23 protein-coding genes are annotated in these 22,258 nt (G+C 61.6%); 14 read left to right on the top strand and 9 right to left on the bottom strand.

What is annotated here, in order from left to right:
• Positions 1-13: 13 nt before the first annotated feature.
• From HBO05_RS16530 to HBO05_RS16520, 3 genes are read right to left on the bottom strand one after another with little or no spacing between them, the layout of a single operon-like run.
• Positions 14-856, bottom strand: coding sequence for a cache domain-containing protein (locus HBO05_RS16530; protein WP_169955554.1), 843 nt, complete (start codon positions 854-856; stop codon positions 14-16).
• 54 nt (positions 857-910) lie between these two features.
• On the bottom strand, positions 911-1,381 hold the full coding sequence (gene cynS / locus HBO05_RS16525; protein ID WP_057958800.1) for a cyanase: 471 nt from the start codon (positions 1,379-1,381) through the stop codon (positions 911-913).
• A 28-nt stretch (positions 1,382-1,409) separates the two neighbouring features.
• The gene (locus tag HBO05_RS16520) at positions 1,410-2,051 is read right to left on the bottom strand and encodes a carbonic anhydrase (RefSeq protein ID WP_057958801.1); all 642 of its coding nucleotides are present in this window, start codon (positions 2,049-2,051) and stop codon (positions 1,410-1,412) included.
• Between the two features lie 112 nt (positions 2,052-2,163).
• On the opposite strand from HBO05_RS16520, the gene cynR reads away from it, so the two are divergent.
• The 7 genes from cynR to HBO05_RS16485 all read left to right on the top strand — a co-directional run bounded on the left by cynR (position 2,164) and on the right by HBO05_RS16485 (position 11,593).
• Positions 2,164-3,075 carry a transcriptional regulator CynR gene (cynR, locus tag HBO05_RS16515; RefSeq protein WP_169955555.1) on the top strand — a complete coding sequence of 304 codons (912 nt, stop codon included), beginning with the start codon at positions 2,164-2,166 and terminating at the stop codon, positions 3,073-3,075.
• A 285-nt stretch (positions 3,076-3,360) separates the two neighbouring features.
• Positions 3,361-4,734, top strand: a complete 1,374-nt coding sequence (locus HBO05_RS16510) for a glutamine synthetase family protein (protein WP_170057681.1) — start codon at positions 3,361-3,363, stop codon at positions 4,732-4,734.
• A 98-nt stretch (positions 4,735-4,832) separates the two neighbouring features.
• Complete coding sequence (locus HBO05_RS16505) at positions 4,833-5,489, top strand: class I SAM-dependent methyltransferase (RefSeq protein ID WP_169955557.1); 657 nt, start codon at positions 4,833-4,835, stop codon at positions 5,487-5,489.
• 122 nt (positions 5,490-5,611) lie between these two features.
• On the top strand, positions 5,612-6,745 hold the full coding sequence (gene rnd, locus HBO05_RS16500) for a ribonuclease D (protein WP_169955558.1): 1,134 nt from the start codon (positions 5,612-5,614) through the stop codon (positions 6,743-6,745).
• Positions 6,742-7,035 (top strand): YcgL domain-containing protein, encoded by a 294-nt coding sequence (locus HBO05_RS16495; RefSeq protein WP_169955559.1) that lies wholly within the window; start codon positions 6,742-6,744, stop codon positions 7,033-7,035. The genes rnd and HBO05_RS16495 overlap by 4 nt, the downstream gene beginning before the upstream one ends.
• Positions 7,036-7,148: 113 nt before the next feature.
• The gene (locus HBO05_RS16490; protein ID WP_169955560.1) at positions 7,149-8,081 is read left to right on the top strand and encodes a D-2-hydroxyacid dehydrogenase; all 933 of its coding nucleotides are present in this window, start codon (positions 7,149-7,151) and stop codon (positions 8,079-8,081) included.
• Between the two features lie 89 nt (positions 8,082-8,170).
• The gene (locus HBO05_RS16485; protein WP_172313391.1) at positions 8,171-11,593 is read left to right on the top strand and encodes a hypothetical protein; all 3,423 of its coding nucleotides are present in this window, start codon (positions 8,171-8,173) and stop codon (positions 11,591-11,593) included.
• Between the two features lie 71 nt (positions 11,594-11,664).
• Here HBO05_RS16485 and HBO05_RS16480 read toward each other — a convergent pair whose 3' ends face one another.
• Complete coding sequence (locus HBO05_RS16480) at positions 11,665-12,258, bottom strand: nitroreductase family protein (protein WP_169955562.1); 594 nt, start codon at positions 12,256-12,258, stop codon at positions 11,665-11,667.
• Between the two features lie 153 nt (positions 12,259-12,411).
• On the opposite strand from HBO05_RS16480, the gene HBO05_RS16475 reads away from it, so the two are divergent.
• Positions 12,412-12,861, top strand: coding sequence for a YcgN family cysteine cluster protein (locus tag HBO05_RS16475; protein ID WP_029292333.1), 450 nt, complete (start codon positions 12,412-12,414; stop codon positions 12,859-12,861).
• Positions 12,862-12,873: 12 nt separating this feature from the next.
• The gene (locus HBO05_RS16470) at positions 12,874-14,106 is read left to right on the top strand and encodes a hypothetical protein (protein ID WP_170043249.1); all 1,233 of its coding nucleotides are present in this window, start codon (positions 12,874-12,876) and stop codon (positions 14,104-14,106) included.
• Positions 14,107-14,244: 138 nt separating this feature from the next.
• Here the strand turns inward: HBO05_RS16470 and HBO05_RS16465 are convergent, their stop codons facing one another.
• The 3 genes from HBO05_RS16465 to HBO05_RS16455 all read right to left on the bottom strand — a co-directional run bounded on the left by HBO05_RS16465 (position 14,245) and on the right by HBO05_RS16455 (position 15,632).
• Positions 14,245-14,586 (bottom strand): DUF2892 domain-containing protein, encoded by a 342-nt coding sequence (locus HBO05_RS16465; RefSeq protein ID WP_172313389.1) that lies wholly within the window; start codon positions 14,584-14,586, stop codon positions 14,245-14,247.
• Between the two features lie 69 nt (positions 14,587-14,655).
• Positions 14,656-15,123, bottom strand: a complete 468-nt coding sequence (locus tag HBO05_RS16460) for an RNA methyltransferase (RefSeq protein ID WP_032863501.1) — start codon at positions 15,121-15,123, stop codon at positions 14,656-14,658.
• 134 nt (positions 15,124-15,257) lie between these two features.
• A complete protein-coding gene (locus HBO05_RS16455; RefSeq protein WP_038448187.1) occupies positions 15,258-15,632 on the bottom strand; it encodes a YajD family HNH nuclease in 375 nt (124 codons plus the stop codon).
• A gap of 622 nt (positions 15,633-16,254) precedes the next feature.
• Between HBO05_RS16455 and rarD the strand changes: the two genes are divergently transcribed.
• Complete coding sequence (gene rarD, locus HBO05_RS16450) at positions 16,255-17,139, top strand: EamA family transporter RarD (protein ID WP_170043250.1); 885 nt, start codon at positions 16,255-16,257, stop codon at positions 17,137-17,139.
• Between the two features lie 12 nt (positions 17,140-17,151).
• On the opposite strand, the gene HBO05_RS16445 is transcribed toward rarD, so the two are convergent.
• Positions 17,152-17,838 (bottom strand): hypothetical protein, encoded by a 687-nt coding sequence (locus HBO05_RS16445; RefSeq protein WP_169955566.1) that lies wholly within the window; start codon positions 17,836-17,838, stop codon positions 17,152-17,154.
• An 81-nt stretch (positions 17,839-17,919) separates the two neighbouring features.
• On the opposite strand from HBO05_RS16445, the gene HBO05_RS16440 reads away from it, so the two are divergent.
• A complete protein-coding gene (locus tag HBO05_RS16440) occupies positions 17,920-18,204 on the top strand; it encodes a hypothetical protein (protein WP_169955567.1) in 285 nt (94 codons plus the stop codon).
• On the opposite strand, the gene HBO05_RS16435 is transcribed toward HBO05_RS16440, so the two are convergent.
• Entirely contained in the window at positions 18,201-20,255 is a 2,055-nt protein-coding gene (locus HBO05_RS16435; protein ID WP_170057685.1) for a S9 family peptidase, read from the bottom strand. The genes HBO05_RS16440 and HBO05_RS16435 overlap by 4 nt on opposite strands.
• Positions 20,256-20,345: 90 nt before the next feature.
• Here HBO05_RS16435 and HBO05_RS16430 point away from each other — a divergent pair, with 90 nt between their 5' ends.
• Genes HBO05_RS16430 through HBO05_RS16420 form a run of 3 tightly spaced genes read left to right on the top strand, consistent with a single transcriptional unit; the run spans position 20,346 to position 22,171 of the window.
• Positions 20,346-20,810, top strand: a complete 465-nt coding sequence (locus tag HBO05_RS16430; protein ID WP_225923868.1) for an MFS transporter — start codon at positions 20,346-20,348, stop codon at positions 20,808-20,810.
• A 30-nt stretch (positions 20,811-20,840) separates the two neighbouring features.
• Positions 20,841-21,617: a class II glutamine amidotransferase gene (locus HBO05_RS16425; RefSeq protein WP_029292340.1), complete on the top strand. Its 777-nt coding sequence runs from the start codon at positions 20,841-20,843 to the stop codon at positions 21,615-21,617.
• A gap of 11 nt (positions 21,618-21,628) precedes the next feature.
• On the top strand, positions 21,629-22,171 hold the full coding sequence (locus HBO05_RS16420; RefSeq protein WP_016971394.1) for a DUF2937 family protein: 543 nt from the start codon (positions 21,629-21,631) through the stop codon (positions 22,169-22,171).
• Positions 22,172-22,258 lie beyond the last annotated feature (87 nt).

Raw genomic sequence — 22,258 nt, 5'->3', positions numbered from 1 at the left:
TGCAGTTGCGCGCTTACGGGCTGTAGTAACCCACCGCTACCAGAAAATGCCCGCTCTTGCGCAGATAGGCATGCTTGTTTTCCACCTTGCCGGTCACCGGGTTTTTCCAGCGGTATTCATATTCTCCCTGACCCTGCTCCTTCATCAGTGCCAGGATCGGTTCACCCACGGGCTTGCCGTCCGGGTCCTTGATCTTGGCGAAGTCGGTGTTGATCAGGCGCAGGTTGGTGCCGTGGGCCACATAGCGCCCGGTATCCAGGTCGACCACAAACACATACAAGTCGTCCTGCAAAAAGCCGCCTTGCAGCGCATTGATCGCTTTCAACGTACCGGCTTCGTTTTTCTCCAGTTCCCTGACTGCCTTGTCCCGCAGGGCCTTGGCCTGCTCGGGTGTGGCCCGGGGCAGGTAATAGCCGACGGCCAGGATGCGCTGGCCGATACGCTGGTAGAACACATGCTTGCGTTCCACCTTGCCGTCGTTCCAGTTCTGCCAGCGGTATTCGGCCTGTTGGATGCCATTGCCTTCCGGGATCTTCAGCGCGTCCTTGAACGACTGGCGCAGGTCCGGCCCGAGCACTTCGGACACGTCGCGACCGATCAGCGCCGAAGATGGGCCACCACTGGCCAGCAGTACGCCCTTGGTATCGACCACGAACACATAGCGGTCCTTGTCGACAAACTCGCCCTGGCGGCTGAAGGCGGCGAAGGCCTTGTCACCGTTGTCGTGGTAATAAGCCAGGGCCTTCTCCAGCAGCGCCTTGGCGGCCTGGGCGTCCTGTTCATGGGCGGTTGCGGCCTGGGCCTGGCTGAAACCCAGCAACAGCAGCAGCCAGGTGGCGCGGAGCATTCCCTTCATTACCCGTCCCTCGTTCTTGTGAATGTCCCAAGAGCGTAGACGGTTGCCCGGGGATTAGAACGGCTGGGTCGGCAGGTATTTTCCGTCCAGGGTAATGACCGCGCGGGAGCCGCCGTCCGGGTCTTCGACCTTTTTGATGTCTAGCTTGAAGTTGATGGCGCTGATGATGCCATCGCCAAACTGCTCGTGGACCAGGGCTTTGAGGGTTGAACCATAGACCTGCAGCATTTCATAGAAACGGTACACGGTCGGATCCGTCGGAATGCCACCGGGGATGCTGCCGCGCAGAGGCACGCTTTGCAGCAGACGGCTGGCGTCCGCGTCCAGGCCCAGTTTGGCGCACACCACATCGGCTGCGTCCTTGGGCAGCGGGTGTTGCCCGAGCAGGGCTGCGGTGACGAACGCCAGGCTCAGGCCGGTGCCGTCGCTGAGGTCCTGCCAGGACAGGTTTTTGCGGGCCTTGATATCAATCACGGTGTCGGCCAGGGCCAGGCGTGGGGTTTGGGACAATTGGGATTGCAGCATGATGACTTCCTCTTCGGTTAAATAAGGTTCAGGCGGCGTGTGCGCGGGTCTGTGGATTGTCCAGCAGGGATACAAAGCGAGCGGTGCGGCCATCCAGGGCGTTGATGCAGCCGCTTTCGATATCGTAGACCCAGCCATGCAGACTCAGCCGGCCCTGTTCAAGCGCCAGGGCGACGCTGGGATGAGTCTTGAGGTTGGCCAATTGTGCGACCACGTTTTCCCGTACCAGGGCGCTCAGTCGCTCTGCATCCGAGGCATGGGTACGTGCGGCGTTGATCACCTTGGCCGACTCGGCATGGCGCAGCCAGTTGGCCACGGCGGGCAAGTGATCCAGGCATTTGCAGGTGGAAATGGCCGTCATGGCGCCGCAGTCGGAGTGGCCGCAAATCACGATATCGCTGACCCCCAGCACGGCCACCGCATATTCGACCGTGGCCGAGACCCCGCCCGGCTCCGGGCCGTAGGACGGCACGATATTGCCGGCATTGCGGATCACAAACAGATCGCCTGGTTCCTGCTGGGTCAACAGCTCCGGGACTACACGGCTGTCGGAGCAGGAAATAAACAGCGTGCTGGGGTGTTGCGTGGTTGCCAGTTGCTTGAACAGGTCACTGCGCTGGCTGAAGGCTTCGCTCTGGAACTTGCGCAAGCCGTCGATGAGATGCTGCATGGTGTTTCTCCTTGCGTCGCTAATGGGGCAAGGATGGAAGTTTTTGATTATAGCGTCCAAGACTGGATTATTATGGTTTCTATAAGTCATGCCTATAGTTGGAGTGTTTTGCATGCTGCTACGCCATATCCGCTACCTGCTGGCCGTCGCCGAGCACCGTAACTTCACGCGGGCTGCCGAAGCGTTGCATGTGTCGCAGCCGACATTGTCGCAACAGATCAAGCAACTCGAAGAGAACCTGGGGGCACCGCTGCTGGATCGTTCCGGGCGCAGTGTCAACCTGACCGACGCGGGCCAGGCCTATGTGCGGTTTGCCCGCCTGGCGCTGCAGGATCTGCAGGCGGGCACCCGGGCCATGCATGACGTGCAGGACCTGAGCCGTGGCAATTTACGCTTGGCCATGACCCCGACGTTCACCGCGTACCTGATCGGGCCGCTACTGGCCCAGTTTTATCAGCAGTATCCGGGGATCACCGTCAGCGTCGAGGAAATGCCCCAGGACCGTCTTGAGCGCGCGCTGACCGAGGATTTACTGGATATCGGCATTGGCTTCAGCGGCGAGCACATGCCAGACATCGAATGCCAAGGGGTGTTTGTCGAGGAGTTGAGCGTCGTGGCCAGCGCCAGTCATCCAACCTTGAAGCGCAAACAGTGGCTCAAGCTGGCTGACTTCAAGCAGCAACCCCTGGTGCTGTTGAACAGCGGATTTGCGACGCGACGCTACATTGATGACTATTGCCGGACGCTGGAGATAACGCCGCAGATTGCCATGCAGGCCAATTCGATCAGTGCGGTGATTGAAATTATTCGCCATACCCAACTGGCGACGATCCTGCCCCGCGAGGTGGCCATGGCCCAGCAGGGCTTGCACGCGGTGCAACTGCGCCCGCCGTTGCCGCAGCGCACGGTGGCCCTGCTCAGTCGCAAGGGCGCTTATCGCAGTGCTGCATGCCGGGCGTTTGTCGATGTGGTGAGTGGGTGGCGAATGTTTAGTCATCCTGAAAGTGAACTCCACCAAGACTGAATTTAAGGGCGTAACCCAGCGTGTGACGCTGGCGCTTATCTCTTCACTGTGATCCCTGCATGGACGGTTCCCCCGACACTCACCCCGAGGCCTTGCCTGGCGCCATCGCGCCGAGCCGCCCGGTGTGTCGGCTGGGCGTTGATGCATTGCCTTCTGAACTGGCCTTTTGGGCGCTGTGGCACTGCCGCCACGCCCGCCCGCCGGATACCGCTCCCTTACGCTGATTGCCCCCTCACGGGTGCGCCGTCGTGCGCGCCTGCCTGACGCATACGTAAGAGAGTTGCCATGAGTACCGTCTTTGCCAGCCTGCACGAAGCCCAATCGTTTCTTGACCAAAACCCCGATATCGAGATGTTCGAACTGTTCATCCTCGACAGCAACGGCGTGCCTCGCGGCAAGTTGCTGCACCGTGATGAACTGCTGGCGGTCTACGCCAGTGGTCGCCCGCTGCCCAGTACCATCCTGGGCCTGACCCTCAATGGCGACGACGTGGAAAACTCCGGCCTGGTGTGGGAGGTAGGGGATATCGACTGCCGCGCCTACCCGATCAGCGGCAGTTTGCAGCGCATGCCGTGGCGGTTGATTCCCACTGCGGCGGTGCAGGTCAGCATGCACCCGGTGGAGGGCCTGCCGGCGACGGTGGCTGATCCCCGGCACTTGCTGGCCAAGGTCATCGACGGGCTCAAGGCCGATGGTTATTACCCGGTGATGGCGGCGGAGCTGGAGTTCTACCTGCTGGACCAGAAGCCCGACAGCAATGGCCGCCCGCAACCGGCGCGGGATATGGACGGCGGTCGCCCGCGCTCGACCCAGGTCTATGGCCTGCGCGAGCTGGAGCAGATCGAGCCGTTTCTGGCCGACTTGTACAGCGCTTGCAAGCTGCAAGGCATTCCCGCGCGCACGGCGATCTCCGAATACGCGCCGGGCCAGGTGGAGATCACCCTCGAACACCGCAGCGATGCGTTGCAGGCGATGGACGAGGCGGTGCGTTACAAGCGCCTGGTCAAGGGCGTGGCCCACAAGCACGGGATGACGGCCTGTTTCATGGCCAAGCCGTTCGACGACCTGGCCGGCACCGGCATGCACATGCACGTCAGCCTGGCGGACGCCGACGGTAACAACCTGTTTGCCAGCGAGGCGCCCGATGGTACGCCGCTGCTGCGCCAGGCGGTGGGCGGGATGCTCAGTACTTTGCTCGACTCCTTGCTGTTGTTCTGCCCCAACGCCAACTCTTACCGACGCTTCCAGAGCAACAGCTATGCGCCGCTGGCGGCCACCTGGGGGGTCGACAACCGCACCGTGAGCCTGCGTGTGCCCGGCGGCCCGGCGTTTTCGCGGCATATCGAACACCGCATCTGCGGCGCCGATGCCAACCCGTACCTGGCGGCGGCGGCAATCCTCGCGGGGATCCACCGTGGCATTCGTGAGCAGCGCGATCCCGGCGCGCCAGTCACGGGCAATGGTTATGCCCAGGCCAAGGAGCTGCTGCCCACCGACTGGCTGACCACCTTGCGTGCATTGGAAGGTTCGACCTGGGCACGTGAAGCATTCGGCCAGGAGTTTCTCGGCGTGTACCTGGCGGTCAAGCGGGCTGAGTACCGGCAGTTCATGGGCGAGGTGGGCGAGCAGGACTGGCGCTGGTACCTGCACCAGGCGTGATGATGAAGCGCGATGCTTTCGACCTTTTTTTCACGAGCGGGTGGATAAGCTGAGGGTCCAGTGTCCGTAGAGACCGGTTCATCTACATGAGTCCCGTGATGTCGTCGCAACCCCCATCGTCCATCGAGGCTGAATTCGCCGCGCGCTGTGATCGTGACCACGCTCGGGTCTGCGGCGACCCGCGCCCCCCGACTTTACGGCGGCGCCTATGGTTATGGCGCGATGAGCGCCTGGTGCGCCAGGCCCTGAAAGTCGCGGGGGAGCCCGGGCTGCTGCTGGACCTGGCCTGTGGGGCGGGGCGCTTCTGGCCGGTGCTGGCCGAACACAGCAACCGTGTGATCCTCGCCTCGGACCCATCCCAGGCCATGCTCGATCATGCCCAGAGCCATCACGGCGCGGCATTTTTGCGTCGGATCAAGACGTTCCAGGGCTCGGCCTTTTCCATCGGCCTGTCGGCCAACGCGGTGGACTGCATTTTCTGCCTGGAACTGTTTCGCCACGTCCCCACGGCCGACGCACGCCTGGCGCTGTTGCGCGAGTTTCACCGGGTCAGCCGCGACACGGTGATTGTCTCGGTGGACAGCGACAGCCGCCATCGTGAGCTCCACCCGCCAGGCACGGGGCAAGCCTTGCTGTCCCATCGTGTCGAGGTGGAAGCGGAGTTCCGCCAGGCGGGGTTCACGGTGCTCAATCAGCAAGAGTTCATGCCCGGCTCGACCTTGTGGCGGGTTTATGTGCTGCGCAAACGAGGATAACCCTCAGCTGTCGGGCAATTCTTCGTCTCCTGTCAGAGTTTTCATGATGGCTGGCACACTGCGGGTGCTCGAAAGTCCCTCTGGCGATATATACTGCGCGCCATTCTTCAAGGGAGAGCCGTGTGGCCATCGATATTCACTGGATCTGCGACAACGATAGCCTCGGCCAGCATTGCGCCGAATGGCAGCAGTTGCCATTCGTCGCCCTCGACACCGAATTCATGCGGGTCGATACCTTCTATCCCATCGCCGGGCTGATCCAGATTGGCGATGGTGTACGCGCTTATCTGATCGATCCCCTGACCATCGATAATTGGCAACCCCTGGCCGCGCTGCTGGAAAACCCAGCGGTGATCAAGGTGGTGCACGCCTGCAGTGAAGACCTGGAAGTGTTGCTGCGCCTGACCGGCAGTCTGCCGGCGCCGCTGTTCGACACCCAACTGGCAGCTGCCTACCTGAACCTCGGCTTCTCCATGGGCTACTCGCGCCTGGTGCAAGCTGTGCTCGACATCGAACTGCCCAAGGGCGAGACCCGTTCGGATTGGCTGCAGCGGCCATTGTCCGAGACCCAGGTCAGCTACGCCGCCGAAGACGCGGTGCACCTGGCGCAAGTCTACACACGGCTGCGCCCGCGCCTGTCCGACGAAAAATACGCCTGGATCCTAGAAGATGGCGCGGAACTGGTGGCCAACCTGCGTCGGGAAATCGATCCCTATGAGGTCTACCGCGACGCCAAGCTGGCCTGGAAACTGTCCCGTGCCCAACTCGCTGTGCTGCGCGAGCTGTGCGCCTGGCGCGAACAGCAAGCCCGCGCCCGCGACCTGCCACGCAACCGTATCCTGCGTGAACACTCGCTATGGCCCCTGGCCAAGTCGCAGCCGGATAACCTCGCGGCCCTGGGCAAAATCGAAGACATGCACCCGCGCACCGTGCGCCAGGACGGCGAGTTTCTGCTGGGCCTGATCAAACGTGCCGCCAGTGTGCCGATGGACCAATGGCCGCCGGCCGTGCCTGAGCCGTTGCCGGTGGATGCCGCGGTGCTGATCAAGCAACTGCGCGCCCTGGGCCAAACCTTCGCCGAACGCCTGGACATGGCCCCGGAGCTGATGCTGCGCAAGAAAACCCTCGAGGCGCTGGTCAAGAGTGGCTACCCCGATGGGCCTTACCAATTGCCTGACTCGCTGCGTGGCTGGCGCCGCGAGTTGATGGGCCAGGCGCTGCTGGACAGCCTGGCCACTGCCGGAGAACAGCCTTGAAACATATTTGTTCCATCTACCGCAGCCCGAAACGCGCCGGCATGTACCTCTACGTGCTCAAGAGCGATGCCCTGGAGCGCGTGCCCGAAGGCCTGCTGACCGTGTTCGGCAAGCCGGTACACGCCTTCAACCTGGTGCTGACGGCGGAACGCAAGCTGCAACAGGAAGATATCGTGGCAGTCCTGGCCAACCTGCAAAAGCAGGGCTACCACCTGCAGATGCCACCGCCGGACGATGAGTACATCGAACACCTGCCCGAAGAACTGCTGCGCCGTAACGACCCGATGTGATCGACCCGTGTCCCGCTCGGGACACGTTTGAATCGAATGACCTGGCGAGCCCCGAGCCCAGCAGTCAGTCTGCTGCCGGTGGTCGCCTGCACTGTTTTTGAAAGGTTTGAACCATGCGCGTTCTGATAGCAGAACAGGACCACCCGCTGTACGCCCGACTGCTGCGCGAAGCGGCGCCGGATATTGAAGTCCTGACCAGCGGCGACTCGGCTGAACTGTCACGCCTGGCCGCCGATTGCCCGGTGTGGCTGGGCCAGCCGGACCTGCTGGCAACCCTGCTGCGCCAGGGCCATCACCCGCAATGGCTGCAATCGACCTGGGCCGGTATCACGCCGCTGCTGGCTGATGGCTTGCCACGGGATTATCGACTGACCCGTGCCGTCGGCATTTTTGGCCAGGTGATGGCCGAGTACGTGCTCACCTACATGCTCGGCCACGAGCGCGAGGTGCTGGCGCGCCTGGTCAGCCAGGTCGAGCGCAAGTGGGACAACCGCATGGGCCAGAGCCTGGCGGGGCGCAAGGTACTGATCGTCGGCACCGGCGATATCGGCCAGAGCGTCGCGCAGTTCCTGCTGCCCTTTGGCGTGGAGTTATACGGCGTTGCCAGCCAAGCCCGGGAGCAGGCCCCGTTTCTCGAGGTGGCCGGGCCGGATCAACTGGGCCGGCTGGTGGGCGAGGTGGACTATGTGGTCAACCTGCTGCCCAACACGCCGAACACCCACGATCTGTACGATGCGGCGCTGTTCAAGCAGTTCAAGCCGACCGGCCTGTTCATCAACGTCGGCCGGGGCGTGGCGGTGGTGGATGCCGATCTGGTCGAGGCCCTGAAAGAAGGGCACCTGGCCGGTGCGGTCATCGACGTGTGTCGCCAGGAGCCTTTGCCCCAGCGCCATCCGTTCTGGACTGCCTGGGGCTTGTTGCTGACGGGCCACAGCTCGGCGCCGACCTGCCCGCGACGCATGGTGGCGCTGTTTGTCGAGAACCTTGGGGCATACCAGGCCAAGGATTCGCTGCGTGGCGAGGTGAGTTTCGAGCGCGGATATTGAACTCCCCCACAGGCTGCGTAGCCCGCATCTGATTTTATCGCTGACGGTATCGTGGGAGGCTCGCTGACCTTAATCAGGGAGGCCTCTCAATGTTCGATCTGCGTGCTATCCCCCCGCAAACACCTCTGTTTCCCGCGTCTTTGACTGACCGTGTCGCTGAAGGCGCCAGGCTTGCGCAGCCTGACCCTTTGCCGGCAACTGGCGCCGCTGGTGGCCCGGTCACCCCGACACAGGCCAAACCCAAGTCTGGCCTGCAGGCTGCCCTGGCCGACAGAGAAAACCTGAAGGTCCTGGGGCAAAAGCTCTTCGAGGTCGCCACGCGCCTGGGCGTAGATGCCACGCCGCAAGCTGTGCTGGCGGCGCTGGGCAGTACCCCGATGGGCATAGACCCTGGGTCGTCCTATCCGCTGGATACCGGTAGCAGCATCACCCTGACGACTTTTATCCGGCACCTTGGATTTTTCCAGCCCACCAGCCATTTTCACCTTGCCAGCCTCGCCGATGCGGTCACTCAAAAAGCCCTGGAGCACCCACTTGGCGATCTTGGCGGCGGCTTATCGTGGCCGGTGCCTATCAGTCCTGATGAGCAACGCAGGCTGGGCGCGGTGGCTCTGGACCGGCTCGGTAATAAGGGGGTGCTGGATTACCTGAACGATCAGCAGCCCGTCGACCTGCAGGTACGCAGCAACCCCATCGAGGCCCTGCAATCCCTGATCAGTTGCGCGCCAGGGCAGCGGCTGGGACAGTACCTGCAACAGCAAATGGACGCAGTCGCTACCGACCGCAGTATCAACGACTATTTGCTGGCTGCCATTGCTGTGCAGATGGATCCCGAATCCATCACCGCGCCACATCGCACCAAGGTGGCGGGTTTTGACCTCGCAAGCGCTCGGCACTGGGGTAAACCCGCTTCAGTGGTGGTCGACGGGTTGCGCACGCACCTGAGCGCCAGTGGCAGAACCCGCCCGGAGATGGCTGGGGTAGGCGCCTATCTGTTGTTGGCCAGGATGGCCCCCGAGTTCCTGATCAAGGACATCCCCGCCAGTGTCACCTATGGCAGCTCGGCCTGGGTAAACCTGGCGGTTGCGGCGCGCACGATAGAAGCTCAATCGCCGGGCAAGGTACCGAACATGACCTTTGTGCAGGTCATGCAACAGGCCGAGAGTGCGGGCCTGGCTGATCCGGGCGTCACCTGGCGGGCGCAGAAGGCCGCCCTGCTGGACTGGGGGGTTGCCAATGGACTGTTGGAGCGCCGGGATGATGAGGGCTACAGCGACCAGGAACTGAACATACTCAAAGACACCTTCAACAGCCGCCAGCGGCAAATGATCAGCGCCAGCCAGGCATTGGATAAGGCGATTCCCAGTCGAAAAGCGTTGGCGCTGGCCGAACTCAAGCGACGATTTGGCGACCTGGGCGCGTTGTTTGAAGAGAAACTGATCAGTACTACAGGCCATCCGCGAGGTGGTCCTGGAACGCCAGCAACCTACTTGCTTGGGCGCCATTCGCTGCTGGATATCGCGATGATGGACCTACCTTCGCCCGCCGTATTTGATTGCGCAGACAGCCGCATCCCCCTGGCCGAGTTGAACGCCAATCACCGATTTGGCACCACCGAGGCGTTCAACCAGCCGTTCGATGACACGATAAAAAATAAAAAGGCAGCTATCGGCATCACCATCAAGCATCTGGTCGCGCAGTTGCCGGTGGTCGATCGGGAGAACCTTGAGTATGGAAAGCTGACCTTCTATCAGAATCTATCCCACACCTTGGGCCTAGGCTTTACCGACAGAACCCAGCACCCCAAAGGCCAGGAACTGCTGCTGAAAGTTGAGCGCGAGGGAAAGCCTCCAGCAGCCTATGAAATCAACTTTGCCCAAGGGGTTATTCGGCCCGTGGATCTCTGGCGGGCGGCGCAGCGTAGTTCAAGAAATGCCAATGTCGTGTACGAGACCAAAGTGTTCAGCCCTGAGGGTGCCCCTCAGCAGAGAAATGAAAGAACCCCACGGGGTAACGGGTTGCTTGATAGCTTTGCGACGCCGCGTACTCAATACATTGCCAATGTATTCGTTGAGCATCTTGATCTGGATGACCCGCAGATAAAGGAACATGCCAGGGGGCAGACCACGCTGGACGAGCAGAAGGGCACAGCCAGGGCGGTTAAAGAGTTTGTGCTCAACCTTATTCCGTTGCGCTCGGCGATTGTCAATTTTCAGCAGGGCAACTACGGCGAGGGGGCTGTGGACCTGGCGCTGGACATCTTTGGCTTCCTGACTGCCGGCGCGGCAGTGGCGGGGAAACTGGGGCGGTTGGGCGGCGCTGCTGTCTCCGGGGTGACCAAGGTATTACGGGGGACGAAGATAATCGGTGTGGCCACGATTGGCGCGTTTAACCCCCTGGGAGGATTGGGCGACTTGGCCGTGGGCGGTGCGCGACTGGCCGGTAAAGGATTGTCCAAAGGTATCCACGCGGTTAACAAGCTCAGGGGGAGCAGCGGCAGCTATGACCTATTGAAGGCGGTCAGCAAGGAGTCTGGTGTTGCGGCAACAGGCACCTACATAGTTGCAGGAAGGCGTATCGAAGGCGGCGCGGTGCTGCGCAACGGTAAATGGTATGCCTTCGATGTTGACAGGATACGGCCCTATGGTAGCCCCCTTGAAGGGTTTGTTGCCCAAACCACGGCCGTGGACGGCGCACTGGCCATGGCGCGTATCGCCCCGGGTAGCGAGCTGGGCAACCGGATGTTTGCCGAGTACAGCGTTGCGCCCTCGCGAATCGCCGGGCTTTCGCGCAACAGCCAGGGGGTTTATCTCGCCGCTGATGGCCATCTGTCTCATATCCGCCACATCGACAGTGCCGGTCAGACGGCGGTGTATGAAGTCCGGCAAGTCAGTCGTGCCGAGGACAGCACTGTCCAGGCACGGATCTATCACAATGGCCGGCAAACGCCGTTGCTGGTCGAGCACGTCCAGGGCGATCAATGGCGGCGGTTGACGCTGCGCGGGGCGGGGCCTGTGTCAGTCGCGGACGATCTGGGGCCGGAAATCGCGGCCGGTGGCGAGGGTGTGATTTACGCCAGCCGCGATGGCAAAAGTGTCTACAAGGATCTTGGGCCTACTTCACTGCAACCTTCGGCCAATTACCTCAACATGGAGGTGATATCGCTGAATAAATATTATGGCGATAGTTTTGCAAGAGGGATCATTGAGGACGGCTTTAAATACATAAAGATGCGCAAGCTTGATGGGGTGGCGCTCAGTCATTTTGAGAGAGGGAGTTTGCCGCCGCAAGCACGGTCCTTGCTGGATGATGCCCTGGCGCAAATGGAAGCGAAGGATATCTATCACAATGATCTGCAACTGAAGAACTTTATGTACTCGGCGAAAGACCAGAAGATCTACCCGGTGGATATGGATTCCCAGCCGTTGGAGTTCATGGTGCCGGTGGTGATGGCCGCGTATGTACGTCAAAGAGAGGCGCTGCGCCAGGCCTTTGCGCGCCTGCTTGCCTGAGCGTCGTGATCTGCACCTTGGCGCTTTCAACCAGCTGCATACGCCAGGCGATGGCCTATGCAGCCGGGGGCTTAGAGCTTGAAGTCACCAGCAGATACCAACTCGCTCAACGGCCGGCGGGGGCTTGGGGCTTCCCGGGCCTGTAGGTAGTCCGCCAGGGTCGCCTTGTCCCCCAGTTTGCCCACCGCAACTGCCGCATGCAGCGCATAACCCTCGGGGATCTTCAGTTCCTTGCGGGTCAGCTCTTGGTCGAAGCCGGCCATGCCGTGGGTATGCCAGCCGCTGATGCTGGCTTGCAGCGCCAGGTGGCCCCAGGCCGAGCCGGTGTCAAAGGTGTGCCACAGCGCCGGGGTTTCTTCGCTGGCGCCGGGCACTGCGAAAGTGGTTTTCGACACCACGATCACCAGTGCGGAGGCATGTTGCGCCCAGCCACGGTTGAATTCATTGAGCAGGCCCAGGTAACGCTGCCAGTGCGGTGTATCGCGACGGGCATAGAGAAACCGCCAAGGCTGCGAGTTGTAGGCCGAAGGCGCCCAGCGCGCGGCTTCGAAGAAGCTCAGCAGGGTTTCCTCCGGAATGCTTTCCCCGGTAAACGCACGCGGCGACCAACGCTCGGTGAACTGCGGGTGGATCGGGTAATCGGCAACGCGTGGCTCAGTGCTCATAAGCGGATCCTGGTGAAAAAAACGGCCCTCAAAGCTACTGCGCCGCCGCGCGCCTGACAAGTCTTGCCCTACCGGCAGTCGTAAGCGCTTGGCCCCAGGGGGCTTGGGCACTAGACTGGCGGCCTTTTCACCTACCGATACTGATGTAGAGCCATGGCCGCCAAAGTCGAACCTTTCTGGATACGCAAAACCCTCGAGCACCTCGACCAGGAGGAATGGGAGTCGCTGTGCGACGGCTGTGGCCTGTGCTGCCTGCAAAAGCTTGAAGATGAAGACGACAACAGCGTCTATTACACGCGCATCGCCTGCAAATTGCTGGACCTGAAAACCTGCCAGTGCACCGACTACCCTAACCGTCGGGACTCGGTGCCCGATTGCATCCAGCTCACGCCGGGCCAGGCCGATCAGTTCAAATGGCTGCCGCCGACCTGTGGCTATCGCCTGGTCAGTGAGCGCAAGGACTTGCCGCTGTGGCACCACCTGGTCTGCGGTGATCGCGACGCCGTGCACCACGAACGCATTTCCCAGTCCGGCCGCATGCTCAGCGAAGGCAGCGTGCCCGAGGACGATTGGGAGGATTACCTGATTTTTCGCGCAGGCTGAAAAGGAGAGCGTATGACGGTCCAAGCCAGGCTGGCGGCAAGCCTGCTGTTGCTGGGGTTGAGCACGTCGGCATGGTCGGCGAAAAAAGTCGACCTCGACTATCACGTCAAACTATTACCCCAGAGCGATCAGGCCGAGGTGCGCCTGAGCCTGTCCGAGGGCTCGGCGGTGCGCAGCCTGAACTTCGACCTGGGGCGCGACGGTGACTACAGCGACTTCAAGGCCGACGGCCAGTGGCAGGTCACGCCCGATACGGGCGCCCGGCGTGGCCTGTGGCAGCCGGGCGCGGACAAGGCCAGCCTGACCTACCGCGTGCGCCTGAGCCATGCGCGCAAGCCTGGCATCTACGAATCGCGCATGACCCCCAGCTGGGCGCTGTTTCGTGGTGAAGACTTGGTGCCTGCGGCCCGGCTTGACCAGCAGGACGGCGTGGAGTTGGTGTCGCGGCTGACCTTCGAGCTGCCGCCAGGCTGGAAAAGCGTCGAGACCCCCTGGCCGCGGATCGGCAAGCACAAGTTCCGTATCGACAACGTGTCCCGTCTGTTCGACCGGCCTACGGGCTGGATGCTCGCCGGTAACCTGGGCAGCCGCCGGGTACGCCTTGGCGAAACTGAAATCACCGTGACCTCGCCCAAGGGCCAGGCCATGCGCCGCATGGACGTGTTGACGTTGCTGACATTCGTTTGGCCCCAGGTGCAAGCAGCGTTTCCCCGGCATCCGGCCAAACTGCTGGTCGTGGGGGCCAGTGATCCGATGCGCCGTGGCGCGTTTTCCGGGCGCGATTCGGTGTACCTCAATAGCCGCACGCCGCTGGTCAGCGAAAATGGCAGTAGCCCGTTGATTCGCGAAGTGGTGCAGGCCATCGGCCGGTTCAACGACCATCAGGGCAGCGATTGGATCAGCGAAGGGCTTGCCGAGTATTACTCCATTGAACTGCTACGCCGCGCGGGTGGCATCAGCGACGAGCGTTATGAGGCAATACAGGCGCGCTTGAGCAAGGACGGCAAGGGTGTGACGACCTTGCGCGGCGAGCACGTCAGCGGCGCCACGGTGGCGCGGGCGGTGGTGGTGTTGCAGGAACTGGATCGCGAAATCCGCCTGAAAACCCACAACAAGCGTTCCCTGGATGACCTGACGCAGGCGCTGATGCGCCTGGACAGCATCACGACCAGGGAGTTTGTGCAGTTGGCCGAAAGCGTGATTGGCGAATCCTCGGTGGTGCTCGACAGCAAACTGCTGCGCTGAACCTCAATGGTGCAAACACAGCTTGTGTAGGCACTGGGTTTGTGTGGGAGCTGGCTTGCCTGCGATAGCATCACCTCGGTCTGACTAAAAGACCGAGCCGCACGCATCGCAGGCAAGCCAGCTCCCACACAAGTTGCGTCACGGGGTGGTTCTTTCGGCAGCCACTTGCGCGCGGGTCTTGAGGTTTTTCAGTTCTTCGCCGGCGCGTTCGATTTTAGTGCGTACGCTGTTCATATCCTGGCGGCTTTTTTCCAGCAGCGACTTGGCCGAGCTATGCCCGCTGATCCCGCGTGCCAAGGCCACACCGCCAATCGCCACTTGGATCAGGCCAAAGAAACCGCCCCGGCGAATGCCCTTGCCCATCATCACCACGCCACCGGCCAAGGAGCCAATGCGCTCCCAGCCTTGGACATTCTGGGTCGGCTGGGTTTGGAACGGCGTCGATTCAATTACAGGGTTGAGGGTTTTGCTGTCGCTCATGGTCTGTCTCCAACAAAGGGCCATTGATATGCAACTGACTGCCGGCAGTTCGTGGATGTTCCCGCCAAATCAGTACTTGGGGCCCGAACGGGTGTTATTGCCCTTGGCCAGGCGATCGTAGAGCACCACATTGACCGTAGCCGCGAGGTTCATGCAACCGGTGGTCGGGATGTAGATCACGTCTTCGCACCAGTCGCGGATCTCTTTGTCGAGGGATCCGTCTTCGGGGCCGAAGATATACAGCGCGCGATCCGGGTGGGTGTATTCGGGCAGCGGGCGGGCGCCGTCCACCAGCTCGACGGCGACCGGGATGCAGCCCAGGGGCAGGATCTTTTTCAGGTCGTCGATACCGATCAGCGGGATATCGTGGTGGACCTTCTTGGTATCGGTAATAAAGTCCCGGGCCCGCTCATAGCGTTTACCGGTGTAGAACACCGAAGCCACGCCATAGCAGCCGGCGGCGCGCATAACCGAACCGACGTTTTCGGGGGATTTGGGGTTGTACAGACCGATGCAGCTGTAGCGTTTATTGCCCACGGGAGAGGGTGCCTTCGAGAAAAACCGCAATTATACGGGGATTGCTCGAGCAGCGGTCGCTATAGAAATGGCGTGTTTGGGTGATTGTCATCGCAGCATCGCCGCGATGACGTCGTAACGTTCAGCGACGACCGTCAGTCGTCCTTCTTCATCAACCCCGCCAACGCCGCAAACGGGTTGTGCGTGGCCTTGGCAATGGTCGGGCTGCTGGTGGAGCCTTCGCCGAAATACTGCTGGTCGGTGTAGCGCGAGTGTTCGTTGTCGTGGCAGTACAGGCACAGCAATTCCCAGTTGGAACCGTCCTGGGGATTGTCGTCATGGTTGTGGTTGCGGTGGTGCACGGTCAATTCGCTGAGGCGCTTGCCGGCAAATTCACGGGCGCAGCGGCCACATACGTGGGGGTACATTTTCAGGGCTTTGTCGCGGTAGCCCATTTCCCGGTCGCGCTGGGCATCGGCGAGGATACGGTCCAGCTTGGCGGTGTGGGAGGGCGGGTTGCTTGAGCTCATCATGGCTCCTGTTTTTAGTGGATCACGGATGGCGTTGATTCTAGCTGCTCGCGGAGCAATAAGCCCTTGGCTTTTTCAGTCCGGGTGCCGGGCGGCGATTGGCCGGCTTGGGGCGCACTAACAATGGCTGGCCAGCGCTGTGTTTGAATACCGTTGGGAAGTTAAATAAGGCCAACGTTAGTTTTAGCTGAGAAAGTGTTGGACTAACTTTGCCAAGTTCTTTAATGTGGCGTCTCTTGGCCCACTGCCGCTGTTATGTGGTGGTGTCAGGTTCTCAATAAGCCAGGTCTTGCCTGGCGACCGTTAGTTTCCCGTGCAATCGGGTTTTCCCATCACGATATCAGCCCCCGCGGCTGGCGTTGTGGCGTTTCAAATCAGAGGCGCTCGTGCAGAGCGTACTGCTGCCAATCACCGAAGTCGGGTTGGTTGAAGAGTTTGATCAGCGTCTTGCCAATAATAAAAAATCGACGAGTTACCCTGTGCTTATAAATTCATGACTCTGGAATTCTATTCTGTGTGAGTTGTAAGTTTGTGGTGCGCGTTAATAAGTTTTGATGTTCGTCTCGCTTACATTCAACTGCCAGCTTCAATTCAATACATGCAATTTGTTGTAGAGGCTGTTGTGTCTAAAGGTGTTGTTCTGGCGGTTTCCGCGTCCTTGCTGTTTGGTGTGCTGTATTTCTTTACTTCTCTTCTTGAGCCTTTGGACGGCCAGCAGATATTTGGCTGGCGAATCCTTATTTCGTTGCCCTTCATGACGCTGCTGCTGTGCCTGTCCGGGGATTGGAAATGGGTGCCGCTGATCTACCAGCGCTTGCGCGACAAACCGGGGTTGTTGCCTTGCGTGGTGCTGACCAGCGCGTTGGTGGGTGTGCAGTTGTGGATCTTCATGTGGGCGCCGCTCAACGGCCATGGCCTGGACGTTTCCCTGGGTTACTTCCTGTTGCCGCTGACCATGGTTATCACCGGGCGTATCGTCTATGGCGAACGCCTTTCCCATCTGCAAAAGATTGCCGCCGTGTTGGCCGCAGTGGGCGTGGGCAATGAGTTGTACCGCACGGGCGGGTTTTCCTGGACCACCCTGGTGGTGTGTGTTGGTTACCCGCTGTATTTCGTCCTGCGCCGGCGCTGTGGCACCGACAACCTGGGCGGATTGTGGCTGGACATGATGCTGATGATCCCCGTGGCGCTGTGGTTCATCCTCGGCGGCCAACCCATTGGCGAAACGCTGGCGCAGCGCCCGGCGTTGTACTGGCTGGTGCCAGTGATGGGCCTGGTCAGCGCGGCGGCAGGCTATTGCTACATCCTGGCCAGCCGCCTGTTGCCCTTCAGCCTGTTCGGCCTGCTCAGTTACGCTGAGCCGGTGTTGCTGGTGGCGGTGTCGTTGATGCTGGGCGACAGCCTCAAGCCGGGCCAGTGGATGACCTACCTGCCCATCTGGCTGGCGGTGGTGGTGTTGGTACTGGAAGGCTTGCGGCACCTGAGTCGACTGCGTCGCTCGATCTGAGCGGCGCGCCGTTCAGCCCTTGAGTTTCTCGGCAATCCAGATGGTATGCCGGGTGCCCTTGTTGCCATGGGCAAACACTTGCACTTCCTCGGCCTTGAAGCCGGCCTTGCGCAGTTTGTCGCTGAACTGCTTGTCGGCGCTGGCCGACCACACGGCCAGCACGCCCTTGGGGCGCAGGGCCTTGGCACAGGCGCTGAGGCCACCGGCGGAGTACAGCCAGCTGTTGGCTTTCTGCGTCAGGCCTTCGGGGCCGTTGTCGACGTCGAGCATGATTGCATCAAAGCCCTGGGGCTCGGCTTGTAGCACCTTGGCCACGTCTTCCAGGCGGATTACCGTGCGCGGGTCCAGCAGCGGGTTGCCGGATTTTTCCCCGAGCGGGCCGCGATTCCACTCCACGACGCCCGGTACCAATTCAGCCACCACCACTTCGGCCGTCTTGCCCAGGTGCTTGAGCGCCGAGGCCAGGGTGAACCCCATGCCCAGGCCGCCAATCAATACCCGTGAACCAGGGCGGCCGGCGACCTTGCGGCAGGGGATTTCGGCCAGGGCATCTTCGGAGCCGTGCATGCGCGTGTTCATCAATTGCCCGCCGTCACCGCCCTGGATCTTGATCACAAAATCCTCGCCGTACTCGAACAGGCACAGGGCGCCGCCGTTATCGGGGATCGGGGTGGTGTCGAGCAGCACGAAACGTTTCATGGAAATCTCATTGGGAAGGGCATTCTTGCGCGGTTGGGAGTAGCCTTGGGACTGGTTAACAGTCAGGCCATGGAGCCATCGATGAAGTGCAGCATTCTAGCGGTCATTGTAGGGAGTGTGCTCACATTGGGTGCCGCACATGCCCAGCAGTTGCAACCCGTGCCGAACACGCCGGCGACCACCACGGGGGCGCCGGGCACTGCCACGCCGACCCCCTATCCGCAAGTCACGCCGCCAACGGCGCCCAAGCCACAAGGTAGCGGGGCGCCGTTGTTGCCGCCGATTGAAATGCCCAAGCCGCCCAAGGACCAGACCTTGCCTGGCTTGCAGCAAAACGACAGCAAGCCCAAGGCGGCGGGTTCTTAAACCAGCCCCAGGGCCTTGAACACAAAGGCGTATTCCAGGGCCACGTCACGCAAGCCCTGGTAACGCCCGCTCATGCCGCCATGGCCGGCGCCCAGTTCGGTCTTGAGCAGCAGCAGGTTGTCGTCGGTCTTGGTGGCGCGCAGCTTGGCCACCCACTTGGCGGCTTCCCAGTACTGCACGCGGCTGTCGTTATAGCCGGCGATCACCAGCATCGCCGGGTAGGCCTGGGCGCTGACATTTTCGTACGGCGCATAGGCCTTGATCCGCTCGTACACTTCGGGTTCCTGAGGGTTGCCCCATTCGTCATATTCGGTGACGGTCAGTGGCAGGTCCGGGTCGAGCATGGTGTTGAGCACATCGACAAAGGGCACTTCGGCAATTGCTGCCTGGAACAGCTCCGGGCGCTGGTTGAGCACGGCACCGATCAACAGCCCGCCGGCGCTGCCGCCGCTTATGGCCAGTTGCTTGGAGGTGGTCAGGCCCTCGGCGATCAAGTGTTCGGCGCAGGCAATAAAATCGCTGAAAGTGTTTTGCTTGTGCTCCTGCTTGCCGGCGCGGTACCAGGCTTCGCCCAATTCGCCGCCCCCGCGCACATGGGCAATGGCAAACGCCACGCCGCGGTCCAGCAGGCTCAGGCGCGCATGGGAAAACCACGGGTCGAGGCTCGAGCCGTAGGCGCCGTAGCCGTACAGGTACAGTGGCGTCGGCTGGCCCACCTGGTCACGCTTGACCACCAGGCTGATCGGCACCTGGGTGCCATCGGCAGAGGTAGCCCACAGCCGCTGGCTGACATAATCGTCGGCATTGAACACGCCCAGTACCGGGGTTTGCTTGAGCACGTGCTGCGCGCCGCTGGCCAGCTCCAATTGGCGGACCTGGGCCGGACGATTGAGTGCTTCATAGCGCAGGCGGATTTTGTCGCTGTCGAATTCCAGGCTGTTTTGCACATACAGGCTGTAGGCCGCGTCCGGCAGCTCCACGCGATAAGCCGGCAGGCCTTGTGGGTGCACGTCGATCACCGGCAGGCCGCCAATGCGCAGGCTCAGGGTCATGGCCCGGGCATTGAGCGTCACGCCATCGAGCATCACCGCGTCATCGTGGGCAATCAGGTTGTGCCACTGGTCTTCGGTGGGCACGCCGCCGGTGTCGGCCGCCTGGAATAGCGCAAAGTTGATGCCATCGCGGTTGCTGCGGATAAACCAGGTCCATTGGTCGTCCAGCTTGCCGTGATCGACATCGTATTCATGGCCTTCAACCCGTGGCGCCAGGCAGGCAAACGCCTGTTGCGGCTGCTCGGCGTCCAGGGCCCAGATTTCACTGGTGGTCTTGCTGCCCAGGGACAGCAGCAATTGGCGCTCGGAACTGGAGCGGTAGCAATGCAGGAAGAAGCGGCCGTCGGGCTCGTGGAACACTTCTTCGGCAGCGGTACCGTCCAGGCGGTAGCGATACAGCTTGTGCGGGCGATGGGTGTCGTCCAGTTCACCGAAGAACAGCGTCAGGCTGTCGTTGGCCCAGGTCATGCTGCCATCGCAGTCTTCGAAGGCCAGTTCACTGACCTTGCCCGAAGACAATTCCTTCACGTACAGGGTGTAGATCTCTTCGCCATTGGTATCCAGGCTGTAGGCCAGGCGCTTGTGGTCCGGGCTGATGCTGAAGGCGCCGAGGGAGAAAAAGCCGCCATTGGCCAGCACATTTGGGTCCAGCAGCAGTTCTTCGGCGTTTTCATCGATCTGCTGGCTGTCGTCGGCCGGGCGCGGGCAGCGGTAATGGCGCGCGTATTCGTCACCGGCGGTGGTGCGCGTGTAATACAGGTACGGGCCCCAGGGCGAGGGCAGTGACAGGTCGGTCTCGAGGATACGACCCTTGATCTCCTGGAACAGGCTTTCGCGCAACGCTTTCTGGTCCTCAAGCTGCGCCTCTTGCCAGGCATTTTCGGCCTTGAGGTAGTCGAGCACCTCGCTGTTGTCGCGTTCCTGCAACCAGGCATACGGGTCCTGGCCTGAGTCCTGGCGGGCAATCGGGGCGGCAGCGGCGTGGGTCGATGAAGGCATGGATCACTCTCTGTCTGGTGGCGGGCCGACGGCATTGCAGCCGTGGCACTCAAAAGCCGTTATCATACGGGCCTGTTTGCCTACCTTGCCATGGACACCATGACCGAGAACGACTATCTGACCGCTTGGGGCCTCTACGCCTTCGCCGCTTTGGGCTGCCTGCTGGTGTGGTTTCGCCTGACCCGCTGGATCTGGCGCTGGCTGCGCGAACCGCTGCGGTTGCTGATGGCGGTGCTGCTGTTGAGCCCGACCATTGTCGACCCGGTCAAGGAGCAATTCGCCCCGGCCGTGGCCATCACCGCCCTGGATCTGTTGCTCAAAGTGGGCAATAACGCCTGGCGGGCGGTGTCCGATTTGCTGATGTACGCCATGATCGCCTTTGGCCTGTACCTGGTCTTTGTGCTGATTCGCTGGCCCATCGAGCGTGCCGCCAAGGCCCGGCGTGAGCAGAAGGCCGCCGCTGCGGCAGCGGTCGCGGCCGAGCCTGAGGACGACGAGCCCTATGGCCGTGCGCCGGCCCCGGTCAGTGGTATGCGGGTCGAGCCGCGTCTTTAACGTTGTAAGCCCTGCATCGAGAGTCCTGGCATGTGTGAATTATTGGGCATGAGTGCCAACGTACCGACCGATATCGTGTTCAGCTTCACCGGGCTGATGCAGCGCGGTGGGCGCACCGGGCCACACCGCGATGGCTGGGGCATTGCCTTCTATGAGGGCCGTGGCCTGCGGCTGTTCCAGGACCCGGCGGCCAGCAGCGAGTCGGAAGTGGCCCTGCTGGTGCAGCGTTATCCGATCAAAAGTGAAGTGGTGATTGGTCATATCCGCCAAGCCAACGTCGGCAAGGTGAGCCTGTCCAACACCCATCCGTTCGTGCGCGAACTGTGGGGGCGCAACTGGTGTTTCGCCCATAATGGCCAACTCGCCGACTTCACGCCCCAGGCCACGTTCTACCGCCCGGTGGGCGATACCGACAGCGAAGCGGCGTTCTGCGACCTGCTCAACCGCATCCGCGAGGCGTTTCCAGAACCGGTGGATATCGAGCAAGTGCTGCCGGACCTGATCGCGGCCTGCGCCGAATACCGCAGCAAGGGCGTGTTCAACTGCCTGCTCAGTGATGGTGATTGGTTGTTCTGCTACTGCTCGACCAAGCTGGCGCAGATCACTCGCCGTGCGCCGTTTGGCCCTGCACGGTTGAAAGATGTCGACGTGATCGTCGATTTTCAGGCTGAAACCACGCCAAACGATGTGGTGACGGTGATTGCCACCGAACCCTTGACCGAAAACGAGACCTGGACCCGCTACGAACCGGGCCAGTGGAGCCTGTGGCGGCGCGGCGAATGCGTGCGCCAGGGCACAACCGCATAAGGACGTCGATTATGTTGCTCAGCTATCTGCGCCTGGTGTTGTTTGCCATCGGTTTGTTGGTCGGGGTGCAAGTCCCGGGGTTTATCAACGACTACGCCAAGCGGGTCGAGGCCCACCTGATCGAAGCCCAGACCGGTTTGCGCGGTTTTGAAAGCACGGCCCAGCAGTTCTTCAATGGCGATTTGCAAGCATTGGTGGCGCATTACCGTGCCAGCGATGACCCGGTGTTCCGCAGCGATGCCAACAGCCTCGGCACTTTGCTCGATCGCCAGGTGGCGTTGGACAAGCAATTTCAGGCCATGCAGGGGCCGTGGTACATCCGCGCCTTGCAGGTGGCGGTGGCCGCCGACCCGGATATCCGCCGGGAAACCTGGAATGGCTACAGCTACCAGATCCTCCTGACCCCCGAAGCCATGGGCTGGGGCCTGGGTGGGGCGATGCTGCTGTCGTTCGGCCTGGAGTGCCTGTTCCGCCTGATCGACTGGGTGGTGCTGGGCGGCAAGCGCTTGCGCCAGAGCCGGCCGATTGAAGAGCGGGACCTCAAGGGCCTGTAACTACGCCACAAATCCCAAGGTTGCAGCGGGTTTGTGTGGGAGCTGGCTTGCCTGCGATGGCGTCACCCCGGTGCAGCTTATGTAGCG

This window comes from Pseudomonas sp. WS 5079, assembly GCF_012985465.1.
In the GTDB taxonomy this organism is placed as follows: domain Bacteria; phylum Pseudomonadota; class Gammaproteobacteria; order Pseudomonadales; family Pseudomonadaceae; genus Aquipseudomonas.
This window is presented reverse-complemented; position numbering and strand designations above follow the sequence as displayed.

What these genes read in the sequence shown, in the direction of transcription:
- HBO05_RS16455 (WP_038448187.1), bottom strand. Translation starts at nt 15,632, where the DNA reads ATGAGCTCAAGCAACCCGCCCTCCCACACCGCCAAGCTGGACCGTATC.
- HBO05_RS16520 (WP_057958801.1), bottom strand. Translation starts at nt 2,051, where the DNA reads ATGCAGCATCTCATCGACGGCTTGCGCAAGTTCCAGAGCGAAGCCTTC.
- cynR (WP_169955555.1), top strand. Translation starts at nt 2,164, where the DNA reads ATGCTGCTACGCCATATCCGCTACCTGCTGGCCGTCGCCGAGCACCGT.
- HBO05_RS16475 (WP_029292333.1), top strand. Translation starts at nt 12,412, where the DNA reads ATGGCCGCCAAAGTCGAACCTTTCTGGATACGCAAAACCCTCGAGCAC.
- HBO05_RS16465 (WP_172313389.1), bottom strand. Translation starts at nt 14,586, where the DNA reads ATGAGCGACAGCAAAACCCTCAACCCTGTAATTGAATCGACGCCGTTC.
- HBO05_RS16425 (WP_029292340.1), top strand. Translation starts at nt 20,841, where the DNA reads ATGTGTGAATTATTGGGCATGAGTGCCAACGTACCGACCGATATCGTG.
- HBO05_RS16505 (WP_169955557.1), top strand. Translation starts at nt 4,833, where the DNA reads ATGTCGTCGCAACCCCCATCGTCCATCGAGGCTGAATTCGCCGCGCGC.
- HBO05_RS16470 (WP_170043249.1), top strand. Translation starts at nt 12,874, where the DNA reads ATGACGGTCCAAGCCAGGCTGGCGGCAAGCCTGCTGTTGCTGGGGTTG.
- HBO05_RS16480 (WP_169955562.1), bottom strand. Translation starts at nt 12,258, where the DNA reads ATGAGCACTGAGCCACGCGTTGCCGATTACCCGATCCACCCGCAGTTC.
- HBO05_RS16485 (WP_172313391.1), top strand. Translation starts at nt 8,171, where the DNA reads ATGTTCGATCTGCGTGCTATCCCCCCGCAAACACCTCTGTTTCCCGCG.
- HBO05_RS16530 (WP_169955554.1), bottom strand. Translation starts at nt 856, where the DNA reads ATGAAGGGAATGCTCCGCGCCACCTGGCTGCTGCTGTTGCTGGGTTTC.
- HBO05_RS16490 (WP_169955560.1), top strand. Translation starts at nt 7,149, where the DNA reads ATGCGCGTTCTGATAGCAGAACAGGACCACCCGCTGTACGCCCGACTG.
- cynS (WP_057958800.1), bottom strand. Translation starts at nt 1,381, where the DNA reads ATGCTGCAATCCCAATTGTCCCAAACCCCACGCCTGGCCCTGGCCGAC.
- HBO05_RS16420 (WP_016971394.1), top strand. Translation starts at nt 21,629, where the DNA reads ATGTTGCTCAGCTATCTGCGCCTGGTGTTGTTTGCCATCGGTTTGTTG.
- HBO05_RS16445 (WP_169955566.1), bottom strand. Translation starts at nt 17,838, where the DNA reads ATGAAACGTTTCGTGCTGCTCGACACCACCCCGATCCCCGATAACGGC.
- HBO05_RS16440 (WP_169955567.1), top strand. Translation starts at nt 17,920, where the DNA reads ATGAAGTGCAGCATTCTAGCGGTCATTGTAGGGAGTGTGCTCACATTG.
- HBO05_RS16435 (WP_170057685.1), bottom strand. Translation starts at nt 20,255, where the DNA reads ATGCCTTCATCGACCCACGCCGCTGCCGCCCCGATTGCCCGCCAGGAC.
- HBO05_RS16510 (WP_170057681.1), top strand. Translation starts at nt 3,361, where the DNA reads ATGAGTACCGTCTTTGCCAGCCTGCACGAAGCCCAATCGTTTCTTGAC.
- HBO05_RS16430 (WP_225923868.1), top strand. Translation starts at nt 20,346, where the DNA reads ATGGACACCATGACCGAGAACGACTATCTGACCGCTTGGGGCCTCTAC.